The sequence below is a fragment of the Planctomycetia bacterium genome, assembly GCA_016795155.1.
GTDB lineage: Bacteria > Planctomycetota > Planctomycetia > Gemmatales > HRBIN36 > JAEUIE01.
Map to the genome: position 1 here is coordinate 1 of JAEUIE010000057.1, position 14,697 is coordinate 14,697.

The following is a 14,697-nucleotide window of genomic DNA, read 5'->3' on the forward strand; positions in this document are numbered from 1 at the left end:
GGGAGGCGGACTAACCTGCCTCCCCGCCTGGGTACGCGGCCACCGACGCGTCCATCGTTTTGTGCAAGCCAAACTTGTCCTTACAGCACTCAAACGGCACGGACAATTAAGGACTTACGTTGCATGACGCAAAAAGCTCTGAAGTCCTGGGCTGTAGCCGGTAATCCTTTCAGGATCATCTTCGCTATGGAAGCTCACGATAACCCTTCCAAATCACCTTTTAGTTCTTTTTGCGATCAACAGTTTGCTTGCCTGACACCCCCAAGTATGGCAACATAGAATAGATGCATCTCTCAATGGGTAATCTTCCATGAAATCTGCCTCGTTAACCTTAGTCGTGTGCCTGATGAGCATATCCGGTGAACTTTCCGCTCAACAGCCTCCAGCAGCAAACACGGGGGTTATTTCGGTGCAGGGCACAGCGGAGATAACCAAGGTTCCCGAAGTCATTCGCGTGATGATCAAGCAATATGGTAGAGGCAACGATCAGGAATCAGCCAAGGCTGCTCTGGTTGCTGCAGAGAAAAAGCTGATGACCAGGTTGAACGAAGCTGGTGTCGAAGTCATCGTCTCCCATGCCGGGCTTGCCATGTCGTCACAGAATCTGATGAACCGGTATCGCAACATGGCCAGCATGCTCATGCAGCGGCAGATGGCTGCAGGGGGCGGAAATGGTGTTCCAGCGGAAAAGCAGAACCTCAGTTACCTGGAACGCTATCTGACTATTGATCTGAAACCCAAGAACAAAACCAAGGAACCACTCGCACTTCTGGCGGACTTGCAGGAACGGTTCCGCAAAGATTATCAGGACGTCAGTGGCATGACCGATGCCTTGCCTAAGGATGACAACAACGATAACCGCAATGACATGAATCACTATCGCAATGACATGTCCATGTTCAGTAATGATGTCAGGTTCCAGATTGCAGCCCGCATCACCCGCGAAGACCGCATCAAACTGTATGCGGAAGCCATGAAGAAGGGAAAGTCGCTGGCACAGGATCTGGCCCAGGCAGCGGAAATGCAACTGGGTGGCATTCAGACCATCAGCAGCAACTTCAGTTCGGTCAATAACGTTTACTACACCGGTGGCGGTTCCATGCGCTATGTCAACTCCAGTGGTGAAACTGCCCGGTTCCCGTTCAATCTCAAGGAAGATGGATCGGAATCGGTAGCAGTGCGTGATGCCACCTCCAATTATCAGAATGCAACACTGGAACCACTGATCTATCAGATTTCGCTGAACATCAGTTTCAAGCTGGAGCCTTCGAAATAAGCTGCTGCAGGGCTTGTGAAGGTGTCAGGTTGAGCAGCAGTTTGCCTTCCGTTTGCCAGACTTGGTTGAGATAGAAAAACACGGCAGTTCCCATTTGTGTCTGCACTTCGCCTGGCTCGCACTCTACATCATCAAGCAGACAGTACCTGGCTGTCACTCCCACCAGAGCCATGGGAGGAGCGTTGCCAACTTCCGGCACATGCAAGACAGGTTCAGTAAGCCAATCGACATTCAGCCATTCACGGGCCTGGTGCAGATTTCCCGTCATGAGATGTGAAGTAAACAACTGATAGAGCAGCACTTCCTGTTGCATGAACTGTTCCCGCAGGCGTGACCGGAACAGATGCAGTCGAAATCGCGTCCATAGGTTCATGCTGGTTTATCTCGGAACTGCTTCAGTTCGTAAAATAGGTTCGTTCATTTGATCTGCCAAGGCGATAGAGAATGATACCACACAGTACGGAAAAGAAGCAGTTGATTGATATTAGTGCATTGTTCTACCAGAGGAACTGGTCGGTAGGCACTAGCAGCAATTACAGTTTGAAATTGCGTGACAAGCCACTTCGCATCCTGATTACTGCCAGTGGAAAAGATAAACGGGCTTTAACGATAGATGATTTTGTGGAAGTGAATGAATCCGGACAACCGGTGCAGGATGGCGCAGCCCGGCCTTCGGCAGAAACCATGCTGCATGTGGTTGCACTGCAACAGCCTAACATCCAGGCTGTGTTGCATACCCATTCAGTCTGGTCAACCATTCTGAGCACTCGATCTTTGAAGCAGGGCTTTGTTGAAATATCCGGCTTCGAAATGCTCAAAGGCTTGGAAGGAATTGCTACGCATGAAACATCAGTCCGCATCAGAATCTTTGAAAATACACAGGATATGAAAGCTCTTTCGGCTGAAGTGCAGAAGATACTGCTCGAATGTCCGGAGGAGTTGCGTTATGGATTTCTCCTTCATGGCCATGGTTTATATACTTGGGGTAAGGACCTCTTCAGTGCACGCAGGCACGTCGAGATACTGGAATTCCTCTTTGAAGTGCAAGGCCGCATGCTCTCGATGCAGTGAGGTGAACCTTGGCGGTGATAACCGTACCAGCACAATCCCGACGCATTGAAGGTGAAGACGCCGTTGCTTCATTCCTGATGCCTTACGGCATTCGTTATGAACGCTGGCCTCTGGAAGATCGCTGCGATCCCGATGCGAGTAGCGAAGATATCCTGGCAGCTTATCAGCCTGAGATCGACCGCCTAAAAACTGAGGGTGGTTTCGTGACAGCGGATGTCATCAATGTTACGCCCGATACACCGCACCTTGAAGAAATGATCAACAAGTTCAACAAGGAACACACGCATTCGGAAGATGAAGTGCGGTTCGTTGTCAAGGGCAGGGGGTTGTTTCACATCCATCCTCAGGATGGGAACGATGTATTCAGTATTGAAATGATTGCAGGCGACTGGATCAGTGTGCCTGCAGGTACGAGGCACTGGTTTGATTTCTGCAACGAGCGAACCATTCGTGCCATCAGGCTGTTTCAGGATAAATCAGGCTGGACGCCTCACTATGTTGAATCGGGCGTGCATGAGGCATATCTGCCTGTCTGCTGGGGACCACAGTTCGTTCCTTCCGAACAAACCAAGGTAAAATCTGTTCTAAGCTTATGATTTCATTTTCAGGCCGTGGAATTCTGCTCGACATTGAAGGAACGATCTCCTCGCTTTCTTTTGTACGGGATGTTCTCTTTCCCTATGCCCGAAAAAGGCTCGCATCATCGTTGCGCAATCTCTGGAACGATCCAGCCATGGAGCGCATCCGCCAGGAATTGGCAACACATTATGGGGCAACCGATTTCGATACGTGGACGGGTGGCCCCGGCATGCCGCCTGAGCATCGACTGGCTCATATGCGTTCTGCTATCTATGCACTGATGGATGCTGATGCCAAAGTCGGCCCCCTCAAAGAGTTGCAGGGCTTGATCTGGCGTTATGGCTACGTGGATGGAACTCTGCGATCCCATGTCTATGGCGAAGTGCCGCGTGTCCTGAAAGAATGGAAACAGCGGGGTATGGATGTTCGAATCTATTCTTCGGGTTCAATCGAAGCCCAGAAGGTCTTTTTTGAGCATGTTGATATCGGCAGAACGGAACCTGCAGATTTTACGGGCTATTTTTCCGGCTTTTACGATACCAGCACTGGTCCCAAAAAAGAAGCGGCCAGTTATTCCAGAATCGCTGCTGCCTTTGACTTGCCTGCCGCGCAGATTCTTTTTCTGAGTGATGTGACTGCTGAACTCGATGCAGCGCGTGAAGCAGGCATGAAAACCGCCTTGATGCTCAGACCTGAAAACGAGCCGGTTACCAGTACTCATGATCATCCGGTTTTGAATTCTTTCGATGATGTCAATCTTCTCTGATGCATGCTTACTCCGATTCAAGAAAGACTGAATCAGCCATGTCAGCATGTTTGGGCTTAAGTTCCTCGCAGGTTCATGTTTCTGCATCCCTGGGGCAGGATCTGGTACTGATCGACCAACTACTCGGTCAGGTAATAGCCCAGCAGCATGGCCGCGAACTGGTTCAACTCGCTCAGGCTCTCTACCAGGATCAGGGTGACCCTGCATCGATGGTGTCACGTTATCCCCAATTGGCTGATCCGCTAATAGTTCAGCGGATTCTGCGCCTCTATGCCTTGCTCTTTCAACTCTTTAATACCGCAGAACTGAAAGAGATTATCCGCGTTAACCGCGAACGCGAACTGCAGTCCTGCACCAAGCCTCGTGCTGAATCGATTCGTGATGCTGTCCAGCGGCTTAAAGCTGCCGGGCTATCAGCTCAACAAGTTCAGGAATTGCTCTTCAAGATCGAACTGGGCCTGACCCTGACGGCTCACCCAACCGAAGCTCGCCGCAGAGCCGTTCTCGATAAGCTGCACACCATTGCCGGTTGGTTGCTCGAACATGGTCAGCAGCACGCACCGCTCAATCGTCTCGATCTGCCCATGAACACTACCGGCCTGGCAGAGCGCGAAGTGCTGCGAAACCTCATGGAACTCTGGCAGACCGATGAGCTGCCCACCACCGATGTCACCGTGCAGGATGAAACCCGCAATGCACTCTACTTCCTGACGGAAACAATTCTCGAAGTAGTTCCCTGGCTGCACGATGATCTCAGAATAAACCTGACAGAAGCCTATCCCGGATATAACTTCCAGTTGCCTGCCTTCATCACCTATCGTTCCTGGGTGGGTGGCGACCGTGATGGCAATCCCAAAGTCACACCTGAAATCACCTGGCAGACGTTACTCCGACATCGCCGACGCATACTCGGTTGCTACCTGAAACAGGTTATCGAACTCCAGGGCGAATTGACTCAGAGCAGCAGGCTGGTGCCCTTTGGCGATGGTATCAGCCGATCGCTGCAGAAAGATGCACATTCACTGGCCATCAGTGAGCATGCTCCGTTTATCAAATCACTGCATGAACCACTGGTTCACAAGCTGAAGATCATGGAAAGACGGTTGCGCGCCACGCTGCGTCATGCCCGTTCCATTACCCGGGATTATCGAGGCGGTCCTGCGTATAAACCACCTGCTCCAGCTTATGGTTCGCCAGCAGCACTGTTGCATGATCTCGAAATCCTGCAACAGAGCCTGCGTGAAGTACGGGCAGACATGGTGGCGGATTTCGGCCCATTGTCACACCTGGTAACCCAGGTAAAAACCTTCGGCTTCCACCTGGCTGCACTCGATATTCGTCAACACAGCAGGGAACACGAGCAGGCGCTTGACGAATTGTTCACTGCTGCCCGGCTGCTTCCTGAAAAGCAGGTATACAGTTCCCTGAGTGAAGAAGCCAAGGTTGAACTCCTCACCAGAGAACTCAGCAGCACCCGCCCTTTGCTCGAAAGAAATTGGCGAGGTTCACCTGCCACCCATAAAACGCTGGAAACCTTTAGTGTCATCCGCCATGCACATCGCCGACTGGGGCCGGAAGTCATTCGATCTTATGTCATCAGCATGACACATGGCATCAGCGACATTCTGGAAGTGCTGTTGTTGGCAAAAGAGCAGGGTCTGGTGCGGTGGAAACAGGTTGGCGATGAATTGCAGTTTGAAAGCGACATTCATGTTGTGCCGCTATTTGAAACCATTGAAGATCTGGACCGTTCAGCGGAACTAATGCGCAGTTTGTTTGAACATCCGCTGTATCGGCAAAATTTAGCCGGGTGCGACTGGTTCCAGGAAATCATGCTCGGCTATTCAGACAGCAGCAAGGATGGCGGCTACCTGGCTGCCAATTGGGCATTGCATGCCACGCAATCAGCATTGGCACGAGTGTGTCATGAGGCTGGCGTCACTCTCAAACTGTTCCATGGCCGGGGTGGTACCGTAGGTCGTGGTGGTGGCAGGGCAAATCGTGCCATCCTGTCTCAACCACCAGGCAGCTTTGACGGAAAAATTCGTGTTACCGAACAGGGTGAAGTGATTTCATTCCGCTACGGATTGAAGCCCATCGCCCATCGGCATCTCGAACAACTGGTGCATGCAGCGCTGGTGGCCACCGAAGAACAGAAAATACAACCTTTGGCCCAGGGAGGCTGGGAGGAAGCCACTTCCCAGTTAGCCAAGGAATCAAGGCGTTGTTATCGTGAACTGGTTCATGAAGACCCAGACTTCTGGACGTTTTATTCTCAGGCAACGCCGATTGCACACATCAGTCGCTTGCCGATTGCCTCCAGGCCGGTCTCCCGTTCGAGTGCCACCCTGACCAGCTTGGATGAACTGCGAGCCATTCCCTGGGTCTTTGCGTGGGTGCAGAGCCGCATGGTGTTGCCAGGCTGGTACGGCTTGGGAACAGCACTCGAATGGTTTGCTGCACAAAAACCTGCTAATGAATCGCTGCTGAAGGAAATGTACCGCGAATGGTCTTTCTTCCGAACCGTCATTGACCATGCCCAGCACGAGTTGCTAAGAGCTCATCTGCAGACTGCTGCCTGGTATGCTGACCGTGTACAACCTCCGGAAGTCGGCCAGAGAGTATTCAACAAAATAGAGGAAGAATATCGTCGCACCAGGGACTGGGTGCTTAGGCTCGCCGAGAAGCGGGATCTTTCAGAATATGCCCCTGTCATGCGGCATGTTGTCGATTTTCGAAATCCTGCCGTGCTGCCGCTGAATAAACTACAGATACTGGCGATGAATGAATCGCTGCGTTATGCTGATTCGCCAGCCGAGCAGAAGCCCTGGCTCGATGCGGTACTTCTCAGCATTGCCGGGCTGGCTGCAGCCATGCAGAGCACAGGCTGATTCAAGGATGTCGTATGTACCTCATTTTCGGCACTTCCAACTACGGCAAAACGGATGAGCTTCCCGGGCTGTGTTACGTCGCGACCGAATTCTTTCACGTTTACTACGTTCCCATCATTCCGCTGCGCAGCCTGCTAATTGTGGAAGGTACCAATGAAAAGCAGTTCAAGAAAATTGAAATGAGTGGCAAATCGGTCATGCTGACCTACCTGCGTGGCATGGCCGGCGTCGGAGCGTTGATCTGCACTGTCATCTTTGTGGCTACCTATTTTCAGCTTTTCAACTGGCACAAGGACAAAGCCCTGGCTGATAACAAATGGTACTTCCTGGCCGCCGGCATCATTGGCTGGGTGTTACTGGTGCTTTCCTATCTGTGGATGAAGCCACACCCGGTTCGGGCATTGGAACTGGCAAACATTCTGGGCATACCCATGGACAAAGTCGTGGATCTCTACGTTAACGATCCACGAGTCGAAATGATGTTGAATGAGCCACAGGATGCCACTGCTCCGGTTGATGATTTTCAGCCACCTGGCCAGTCTAAATAACAACCGGCTTCCCCAGTTGCCTCCGCGCCACTGCAAACTGTCCGGCATGCATCATCGAATGGCTGGCGATCAGATTAAACATATCTCCCGTTGTCTTGAACATCTTCTGCCAGTTGGCTGGTGCAGGTTTGTCGAACTCTTCAGCAGACAGCTTGGCAACCGTATCCTTCACGTTCTGTCGGCTCTTCTTGTACAGATCGACATATTCCTGCTTGGTGTAAAACTGCTTGGGATCATTGTTTTCGATCTGCTTCTTGTCATGCTTCTCGTCAAATCCTTCAGGAAGTTTGATCCCGCTGCCGGGCACCAGTTGGTCCATCAGCCGTTGCTCTGAAGAAATCAGGTGCCCCAGTTGCCAGGCCAGATGGTTGCAACCGGGGCCGGGGCGTGTCATGAGATCAGCGTCGTTCAAATCGTTCAGATAGGCCTTCATGATCATGTCTGTCAGATCGACGTGCGAACAGATCGCTTGCTGTGCGGTCATGATATATTCCTTTTGTGAGAGGGTTAATAAAAGTGTATTTGATTCGGTGCACTGAACCAGACCGGCCATTCCCACTAAACTGTTGACCCTGAACCGTGCAAAGGTATCATCGGTAGTGACGGCTGTTCGTTCCCTCCTCTTCAAAGGGCCATGCACTCATGGGCAAGAAACTCTCGATTGGCAGTTGGGCTTTTGTCTTCAATCAGGAAACCGTGCTCGATTTTCACACAACTCTGCACAAGCTGCAGCACATGAAGTTCGATGGCATCGAACTGGGCAGTTTCGGCTCACACCCTACGCCTAAGTCGCATCCTACCAAAGCCGACAGGCTCGCGCTCAAGAAGGAAGTGGCAGATCACGGCCTGGAATTCTCCGGCATCGCTGCTGACCTCTGGTCGTTCAAGCCCATCAGCAATGAAGATGCAGGCCCCTATCTCTCAGCGTTCCTGGGCTATTGCGAATTCGCCCGCGACCTGGGCATGGACATGATCCGCGTGGATACCGGCGAAACTCCTGATGTCTTCGAGAAAAACAATCTCGATCCCAAGGTTGGCATGGAACGCCTGGCAAACACCTGGGACATTGCCTGCAAGATGGCTGCTGACCATGGCATGAAGGTCAGTTGGGAGTTTGAGCCGGGCTTTGCGTTCAACAAGCCTTCGGAAATCGTCAAACTGGTCGATGCGGTCCGTGCCAAAGGCCACAAGACCTTCGGCGTGATGTACGACAGTTGCCATGCCCACATGGTGGCAGAAAAAGCAGCGATGCAGCCCGGCGAAAAAGAAACTGTTCCAGGCGGAGCTTTGGGGCTTTTGAAAATGCTCGAAGGACGCATCAACCACATCCACCTGATTGATTCCGATGGTTCACTCAACGAGCACAAGACCAGCACTCATAATCCATTTGGCACCGGCCATCTGAATTTCGATGAACTGCTGCCCGCCATTGAGAAAGCAAATATTCCCACCAAGTGGTGGTCCATCGACCTCTGCTTCTGGCCCGATGCCTGGACTGTAACCGCCCAGTGCAAGAAGTATCTCGACAATATGCGTGCTAAGTACGCAGCTTGATTATTCTCCCTTCTCCCCTGGCGGGAGAGGGGCTGGGGGTGAGGGGGTAGATTGAGTTAGACGTTGCGTAAATTCTTTATGAGCCCACATCAATTCCATGAATCGATGTGGGTATTTTCATTCCCGAATGAATTCACCTTGACCAAAAATGACACTTAAGCTGAGATAGGCACGATGGATGGCCTCAAGGAGGAGGTTTCATGCTGCGCAGTGTTCTCGTCGTTCTGTTGCTGCTCACCCCGATTTTTTTCACCCGGGCCGAGGATGCTCCTGCTACCCCCGATGCTCCGCTGCGTGCAGTCTGCATGGTAAATGCCAAGGAAGGATGGGCCGCAGGTGATGATGGCCTGATCCTCCATACCCTGGACGGTTGGGAATCGTGGGAAACGCAGCACACCCATGTTCGAGCCTCGCTTCGAAGCATGTGCTTTGTCGATGCCTTTGTTGGATACGCCGTCGGTACCGAAGTGCTGCCTTATGGCCGAGGCACCGCAGGAGTGATTCTGGGAACCACCGATGGTGGTGTATCCTGGAAGAAGCTGGTTCACCGCGAAATGCCCGGCCTGTATGCTGTCAAATTCATCAATGCTGACGAAGGATTTGTCTTTGGCGATACCAATGGTGGCTACGTTGGCGGCATGTTCCGTACCGAGAACGGTGGTAAATCCTGGAAGTCTTGTGATTCTCTCGAAGTAACTCAGGGCTGGACTGCAGGCACCGTCGTACACGAAGTTCCCGTAGCAGTGGGGCCTGCCGGCAGCGTTGGCATTTTTGAAAAGAACAATGTTCTGCCCTTACCGGGGATAGCCCCAGGAACCAGTTGCCTGACTGCAATCACCGTTAAGGATCATGATACCTGGGTGGTAGGTACTCATGGCACGGTTCTGCTGAGCAGAAAAACCGGCGGCAAGAGTTTCGAGCCAGTGAAGTTGCCTGTTCCCGAATCGGTAGTCAACTGTCTCGATTTCAACACGGTATGTTGCTTGGGTGATCATATCTGGATTGCGGGCCGCCCTGGTTCGGTGGTCTTTCATTCATGGGATCAGGGTAAAACCTGGGAAGCCCAGCGAACTGGCCAGCCTATGCTCATACACTCAATGACATTCGTCGATGAAAAGACCGGTTTTGCCTGCGGTGAATTGGGAACCATGCTGTCCACAGTCGATGGTGGCAAAACATGGAAAGTCATGCGACGCGGTGGACATCGCTGTGCTGTGCTGTTTGTCACTTCTCAAGCCAAACAGTTGCCTTTGGGTTCCATAGCCCTGGTGGGTGGCGATCAGGGGTATTTAAGTGTTGCCCTGCAGGCCGCCAGCCAGCCTGGAAACTGGAATCGTGATCGAAATCGACTGGCGTATGCCACTCGGGCTGTAGGTGGTTCAGCCAGTGAAGTGCTGCCCCGCATGATTGTTGCTGACTTCCAGGAGTTCATGCCTGTAGAACAATTAGTCAAATTGTCAGATCAGCAGAAACTGAAAGAGCAGTTTGTGCTCGCGTTGCGCATGTGGCGGCCTTCGGTTGTTGTGTGTGATTCACCCGATGCCAGTTCCCCGGCTGGTCCACTCGGCTCAACGGTTGCGCTTGCTCTGCGCGAAGCCTGCGAAATATGCAGCAAAGCTGATGTGTATCCTGATCACGTAACTAAGCTCGATCTGCAACCCTGGCAGCCCATGCGACTGATGACCCGTCGCGTGCCAGCCAGCACTGCTGACTGTGTTCTCGATCTGGATTTGCCCAGGCCTGTACTCTTTGCCGCAGCCAACGATTTTGCCAACCTGGGCAGACCAGCTTTGTTGGAGAAATATACGCTTGGCCCTGCGATGGAAGAGTACACCTTATGGAAGACATGGACCGAGCCTGCCGATCTCAAAGCTGACATGATGGCAGGGCTTTCACTCGGTCATGGCGGACAGGCTCGACGTGAAAAAGTCGAAACCGATGAAGACCGATATCAACTGCTCTTGAAAGCTACCGAAAAGCAGCGAAACGATGCCAAGCCGTTTCAGGTGAAGATGTTCGATGCAGGCGAAAAGAAACAGTTCTTTGCCAACTTTGAGCATAGTCTGAAAGGCTTGGCGCCGCTTACCATTGGTGATCGCATCGTCGCCCAGGCTCAGGAGTTTGCAGATAAAGGCGAGTGGACCATGGCCCGTGAGTGCCATCTGATGCTGCTCGACTTGCTGCCCACGCATCGCCTGGCTCCCGAATCATGCAGGTTCATTACCACCATGATGGGAAGCAGTGAAATCAAGCGTCGATTCGATATGGGCAAAATGACTCATCGTGCAGATTACGTACTGCGTTCATTAAACAGCAAGCCTACTGAATCGGAGGAAACCCGCTTTGATCGTGTCATTCAGGGGCAACGCACTGTCCTGCAGCGTCGTCGACTTGAACTTCGTCGATGGTACGGCGGTGCATTGGCAGCGGGTGAAGTCTACTCCGTTCTGAATCCCCTGGGCTATGGCGACCCTGATCTACAACTCTGTCTCCTGGCGAATCAGCGACTCGATGGCCGAGGAGAGCAGACCCAACTCTGGCAGACTGCCTTACAATGGAAGCAGCCACAGGGCGTCTGGAATGATGCCGTGACGGCTGAGCAATGGATCTCTCAGAGAATAGGCAATGCTCCCAAACCCATTGTGCAGGCTAGTCGTGCTGCCTCTATGCCCAAACTTGATGGCAAACTGGATGATGAACTGTGGAAGAAGTCGCCTGTTCATGCCATGAAGAAAACAAGCGGTGTCAGTGAACAGAATGCATCCTTTCAGATGGCATTCGATGACAACTACCTGTACCTCGCGGTTCAATGCAAGCGAATGGAAAATATGCCTGTCCTGCAGCCTGTCAAACCCCGCAAGCGTGATGATGATCTGCGAGCGTTCGATCGTGTCAGCCTGATGCTCGATCTGGATCGCGATTATGGAAGTTATTTCCATCTGGAGTTTGATGCTCGAGGCTGCGTTGCGGAAGATTGCTGTGGCGACCGCTCCTGGAATCCACAGTGGTTCGTGGAAGTGAACCCAACTGCGGAAGGCTGGACTGCAGAAGTCGCGATTCCTCTGGTAGAGTTGACAGGCAACACCAAGCTGGAAAATGAAGTCTGGGCCATGAACGTTACCAGAATTGTTCCCGGCAAAGGTGTTTCAGCGTTTTCTACTCCCAGCGCGGTTCAACCTCTGCCACAAGGCATGGGTTTGCTGACTTTCAGCAATGTCGAAGTCAAAGCGGACAAGAAATAGGCAAATCAGGCAAATTGAGGGTTTTTGTTCCCCATCGGAGTTGCATTGACAAAACCAGCTAATCGGGTATGCAGCCCAGTTGGATTTGTCGATTTCGGTGGGAATGTTTGCATGTCGGATCGAGCTTGGATCTGGCGGGAAGATCAACCGATGGTGCCGTTGCGAAAACCTCGGCCGTCATCGCGTTATGGGCCGCTCCGTTCGACCGCACCTCATGTGCAAATCAGCCTGCCTGCCATTCCGAGTGCCTGGGAAAATCTGGCTCCTGATGATGCTGATGTCCTGACGCTGTTCAGGCGTGAAACGTTGAATCAACCTCGAAGTTCCAGAAGAAAAAAAACGCCAGCCTACCTGGTTGAGCCATTTTCGCTCCATTGGTTCCAGGCTGCAGAACGATTGCGATATGGTGGGCCTGGTCGCTGGCTTCCTCGCGTACTCGAATTCGCCAAGCATACCGGCGAAACGCTGCTATCATTGGGTAAAACGATTGGCACCGATGCTGCTCAGTTTGCCCGTTGTGGCTGCAAGGTTATTGTCTGCAACAACATGCAGGATGAACTGCAGTTGGTGAAACGCAATTTTTACTTGCGTAAGCTGCCAGTCAGAACTATCCATGCACCTTTTACTCAAATACCACTCGATAACGATTCTGTCGATGTGGTGCATCTCGATGGTCTCCTTCATGAGATGAACAATCCCTATGCAGTCGTCAAAGAAGTCTATCGAGTACTTAAGCCAGGTGGAAAAGTTGTTGCGGTGGTGCCAGCACGTCCACGCCGTTGGCAGACGGTTCGCAACCCTCGTCCATTTCATGCAGGGTTCGGAAGTGTGGAGTTGAAACGTCTGTTCCAACCTCATTTCATCGAACACCGTCGCCAGCGTCGGCATATGCGGCGAAGGGAAATCTGGTGGGGTTACCGCTGGATGCCCAGGCACTGGCTCGAACATTGCTTCGGTAGATATTGGGTACTGAAGGCTTTCAAGCCCGTACAGCCAATGCAGGATGCAGCCTTGGATCAGGCTGCCTAAGTGGCCAAGCATAAGAAGTCATACGAGTCGGGTGCCACGGTTTGCGTGTACTCACGCTAACCGTGCCAATCCACCGCATAGTTACTTTTTGCTGGGTTATTCTGTTTCATCCAGTCCACAATCTTCAGACTCATCACATTCCTGATCCAATTCAGGCGACTGAATTGGTAGTTGCTGTACGCCTTCCGGTTGCTCCGGAAAAATTGGCAGGAATGGTATCGGTGGTCCCCACCCCAATGCCAATGCAATCAGTGCAATGGTGCCCAGGCCTTTAGATGCCTGGAATACTCGATAAAAGACATTGCCGAACGCAAAGATTCCAGTGAGTGAATTGGCTGCAGTGCTTGCCGTGGTGGTAGCCATCACCACTGCAGGCAAAGCTGAAATCAAGCCTACCGTAGTCAGGCCCATACCCAAAGGCAATAGGAACTGGATGCCTCGCTGACTCAGCCTCGACTTTAATCGCTTCTTGGCTCGCTCCAGTTGCCCCTTGACCTGCCCGCGTGACCAGCCCAGTGTTTCTGCCATCTCATCCCGTGTTTGCCCTTGCCAGTAACACAGTTGCAAAGGCATGCGGTAATGATCTGGCATGCGCTCTACTTCTGCACGCAACAGATCCTGAAGCTCAATATCCGACAGCAATAACGTCGGCGATGCTAATACTGGTTCACGGGCACAATCCCGTTCACGGCGGGCTAAGCGTATTCGACGGCGATTCATCGATTTGGATACCCGAATTGCGACACCATGCAGCCAGCTACGCAGAGAATCCTGCTGCCGGATGGAGGATGCTCGTTGAGCAAGAATCAACAGCGTAGCCTGACAGGCATCTTCTACATCGTTGAGGTTATTCAACTGTTTCGCGCAAACCGAATAGATCAGCCGGGCATAACGTTTGACCAGAATTGAGAAGGCTGCTTCATCACGACGGGCAACATAGCGCTGCAGTATGCTCTCGTCCGTTTCGGGCTGCATCCAGGCGATGAACGCAGGTAATCTTCGGATATTGCGCGACATCATGTACTCCTGCGCCAGAATCTACCATCTAGATTAGTGTCCAACTCCAGATGAGTGGCATGCAATTCGTGTTTGATTTTTGTTTTTTGCAGATTATTCATCTAATGAGGCTGTAATGTTTGTGTCAGTATTGTCGTCAAACAACCCATAATTCCATGAATTACAGAACAAAACAGTAGCCTGCAGCCTCAAACCCCTTGCCCTACCGGACTTTATAGAAATATACTAGAGATGTAGATGTATTGTGATTTGATTCCTGCCTGCTCGCCGTTGTTCAAACACCACGAGCCTGCGTACTTGGAGGAGAGAGGCCATGTTTGCCTTCTTTGGTGGCCAGATTGGCTGGATGGAAATTCTGATTATCCTCGGCTTGGGTGTGCTGTTGTTCGGCCGACGCTTGCCCGAAGTTGGGCGCTACTTGGGTAAAGGCATTGTGGAATTCAAGAAGGGCCTCAAGGGCATTGAAGACGAAGTGGAAACGGTCAACACGGCTTCCAACAGTTATCAGGCCCCTGAACCTCCCAAGCCACCGCAGCGCATAGCAGCCACCGCACCGAAGTTCACTGATGCAACTGCATCGCCAGTTGACTCTGAAGGCCAACAGCGTTATCAGGCAAATAGCTGATAGTTGGACGGCGATAACTCCGGGCGTTTAACTCAGCGGCTAGAGTGCTATCCTCACACGGTAGAAGTCACTGGTTCGAATCCAGTAACGCCCATTGAT

Annotated in this window: 13 protein-coding genes and 1 tRNA gene; 11 read left to right on the top strand and 3 right to left on the bottom strand. The window is 52.1% G+C overall.

Features of this window, described 5'->3' with window-relative positions; all coding sequences use genetic code 11:
- The first annotated feature begins 310 nt into the window (after nt 1–310).
- Complete coding sequence (locus JNJ77_19765) at nt 311–1,276, top strand: SIMPL domain-containing protein (GenBank protein ID MBL8824834.1); 966 nt, start codon at nt 311–313, stop codon at nt 1,274–1,276.
- Here the strand turns inward: JNJ77_19765 and JNJ77_19770 are convergent.
- Nucleotides 1,254–1,649 carry a hypothetical protein gene (locus JNJ77_19770; protein MBL8824835.1) on the bottom strand — a complete coding sequence of 132 codons (396 nt, stop codon included), beginning with the start codon at nt 1,647–1,649 and terminating at the stop codon, nt 1,254–1,256. The genes JNJ77_19765 and JNJ77_19770 overlap by 23 nt on opposite strands.
- Before the next feature lie 71 nt (nt 1,650–1,720).
- On the opposite strand from JNJ77_19770, the gene mtnB reads away from it, so the two are divergent.
- From mtnB to JNJ77_19795, 5 genes are read left to right on the top strand one after another with little or no spacing between them, the layout of a single operon-like run.
- Nucleotides 1,721–2,347: a methylthioribulose 1-phosphate dehydratase gene (gene mtnB, locus JNJ77_19775; GenBank protein MBL8824836.1), complete on the top strand. Its 627-nt coding sequence runs from the start codon at nt 1,721–1,723 to the stop codon at nt 2,345–2,347.
- Nucleotides 2,348–2,355: 8 nt separating this feature from the next.
- Nucleotides 2,356–2,943 (top strand): cupin domain-containing protein, encoded by a 588-nt coding sequence (locus JNJ77_19780; protein MBL8824837.1) that lies wholly within the window; start codon nt 2,356–2,358, stop codon nt 2,941–2,943.
- Nucleotides 2,940–3,692 carry an acireductone synthase gene (gene mtnC, locus JNJ77_19785; GenBank protein ID MBL8824838.1) on the top strand — a complete coding sequence of 251 codons (753 nt, stop codon included), beginning with the start codon at nt 2,940–2,942 and terminating at the stop codon, nt 3,690–3,692. The genes JNJ77_19780 and mtnC overlap by 4 nt, the downstream gene beginning before the upstream one ends.
- Nucleotides 3,693–3,730: 38 nt before the next feature.
- Nucleotides 3,731–6,583: a phosphoenolpyruvate carboxylase gene (gene ppc / locus JNJ77_19790; protein ID MBL8824839.1), complete on the top strand. Its 2,853-nt coding sequence runs from the start codon at nt 3,731–3,733 to the stop codon at nt 6,581–6,583.
- A 14-nt stretch (nt 6,584–6,597) separates the two neighbouring features.
- Nucleotides 6,598–7,131: a hypothetical protein gene (locus JNJ77_19795; GenBank protein ID MBL8824840.1), complete on the top strand. Its 534-nt coding sequence runs from the start codon at nt 6,598–6,600 to the stop codon at nt 7,129–7,131.
- Here JNJ77_19795 and JNJ77_19800 read toward each other — a convergent pair.
- The gene (locus tag JNJ77_19800) at nt 7,124–7,615 is read right to left on the bottom strand and encodes a DinB family protein (GenBank protein ID MBL8824841.1); all 492 of its coding nucleotides are present in this window, start codon (nt 7,613–7,615) and stop codon (nt 7,124–7,126) included. The genes JNJ77_19795 and JNJ77_19800 overlap by 8 nt on opposite strands.
- Nucleotides 7,616–7,773: 158 nt before the next feature.
- On the opposite strand from JNJ77_19800, the gene JNJ77_19805 reads away from it, so the two are divergent.
- From JNJ77_19805 to JNJ77_19815, 3 genes are all read left to right on the top strand, one after another.
- Nucleotides 7,774–8,685, top strand: coding sequence for a sugar phosphate isomerase/epimerase (locus JNJ77_19805; GenBank protein MBL8824842.1), 912 nt, complete (start codon nt 7,774–7,776; stop codon nt 8,683–8,685).
- Between the two features lie 200 nt (nt 8,686–8,885).
- On the top strand, nt 8,886–11,927 hold the full coding sequence (locus JNJ77_19810; protein MBL8824843.1) for a hypothetical protein: 3,042 nt from the start codon (nt 8,886–8,888) through the stop codon (nt 11,925–11,927).
- A 111-nt stretch (nt 11,928–12,038) separates the two neighbouring features.
- Nucleotides 12,039–12,956, top strand: coding sequence for a class I SAM-dependent methyltransferase (locus JNJ77_19815; protein ID MBL8824844.1), 918 nt, complete (start codon nt 12,039–12,041; stop codon nt 12,954–12,956).
- A 96-nt stretch (nt 12,957–13,052) separates the two neighbouring features.
- Here JNJ77_19815 and JNJ77_19820 read toward each other — a convergent pair whose 3' ends face one another.
- On the bottom strand, nt 13,053–13,976 hold the full coding sequence (locus tag JNJ77_19820) for a sigma-70 family RNA polymerase sigma factor (GenBank protein MBL8824845.1): 924 nt from the start codon (nt 13,974–13,976) through the stop codon (nt 13,053–13,055).
- Nucleotides 13,977–14,286: 310 nt separating this feature from the next.
- On the opposite strand from JNJ77_19820, the gene JNJ77_19825 reads away from it, so the two are divergent.
- Nucleotides 14,287–14,598: a twin-arginine translocase TatA/TatE family subunit gene (locus JNJ77_19825; GenBank protein MBL8824846.1), complete on the top strand. Its 312-nt coding sequence runs from the start codon at nt 14,287–14,289 to the stop codon at nt 14,596–14,598.
- Nucleotides 14,599–14,619: 21 nt separating this feature from the next.
- A tRNA-Val gene (locus JNJ77_19830) sits at nt 14,620–14,692 on the top strand.
- Nucleotides 14,693–14,697: the final 5 nt, after the last annotated feature.

Excerpts from the sequence above, each read along its gene's own strand:
- JNJ77_19795 (MBL8824840.1), top strand. The coding sequence starts at position 6,598 with ATGTACCTCATTTTCGGCACTTCCAACTACGGCAAAACGGATGAGCTT.
- JNJ77_19815 (MBL8824844.1), top strand. The coding sequence starts at position 12,039 with ATGTCGGATCGAGCTTGGATCTGGCGGGAAGATCAACCGATGGTGCCG.
- JNJ77_19820 (MBL8824845.1), bottom strand. The coding sequence starts at position 13,976 with ATGATGTCGCGCAATATCCGAAGATTACCTGCGTTCATCGCCTGGATG.
- ppc (MBL8824839.1), top strand. The coding sequence starts at position 3,731 with ATGTCAGCATGTTTGGGCTTAAGTTCCTCGCAGGTTCATGTTTCTGCA.
- JNJ77_19800 (MBL8824841.1), bottom strand. The coding sequence starts at position 7,615 with ATGACCGCACAGCAAGCGATCTGTTCGCACGTCGATCTGACAGACATG.
- JNJ77_19765 (MBL8824834.1), top strand. The coding sequence starts at position 311 with ATGAAATCTGCCTCGTTAACCTTAGTCGTGTGCCTGATGAGCATATCC.
- JNJ77_19770 (MBL8824835.1), bottom strand. The coding sequence starts at position 1,649 with ATGAACCTATGGACGCGATTTCGACTGCATCTGTTCCGGTCACGCCTG.
- mtnB (MBL8824836.1), top strand. The coding sequence starts at position 1,721 with ATGATACCACACAGTACGGAAAAGAAGCAGTTGATTGATATTAGTGCA.
- JNJ77_19810 (MBL8824843.1), top strand. The coding sequence starts at position 8,886 with ATGCTGCGCAGTGTTCTCGTCGTTCTGTTGCTGCTCACCCCGATTTTT.
- JNJ77_19825 (MBL8824846.1), top strand. The coding sequence starts at position 14,287 with ATGTTTGCCTTCTTTGGTGGCCAGATTGGCTGGATGGAAATTCTGATT.
- mtnC (MBL8824838.1), top strand. The coding sequence starts at position 2,940 with ATGATTTCATTTTCAGGCCGTGGAATTCTGCTCGACATTGAAGGAACG.
- JNJ77_19805 (MBL8824842.1), top strand. The coding sequence starts at position 7,774 with ATGGGCAAGAAACTCTCGATTGGCAGTTGGGCTTTTGTCTTCAATCAG.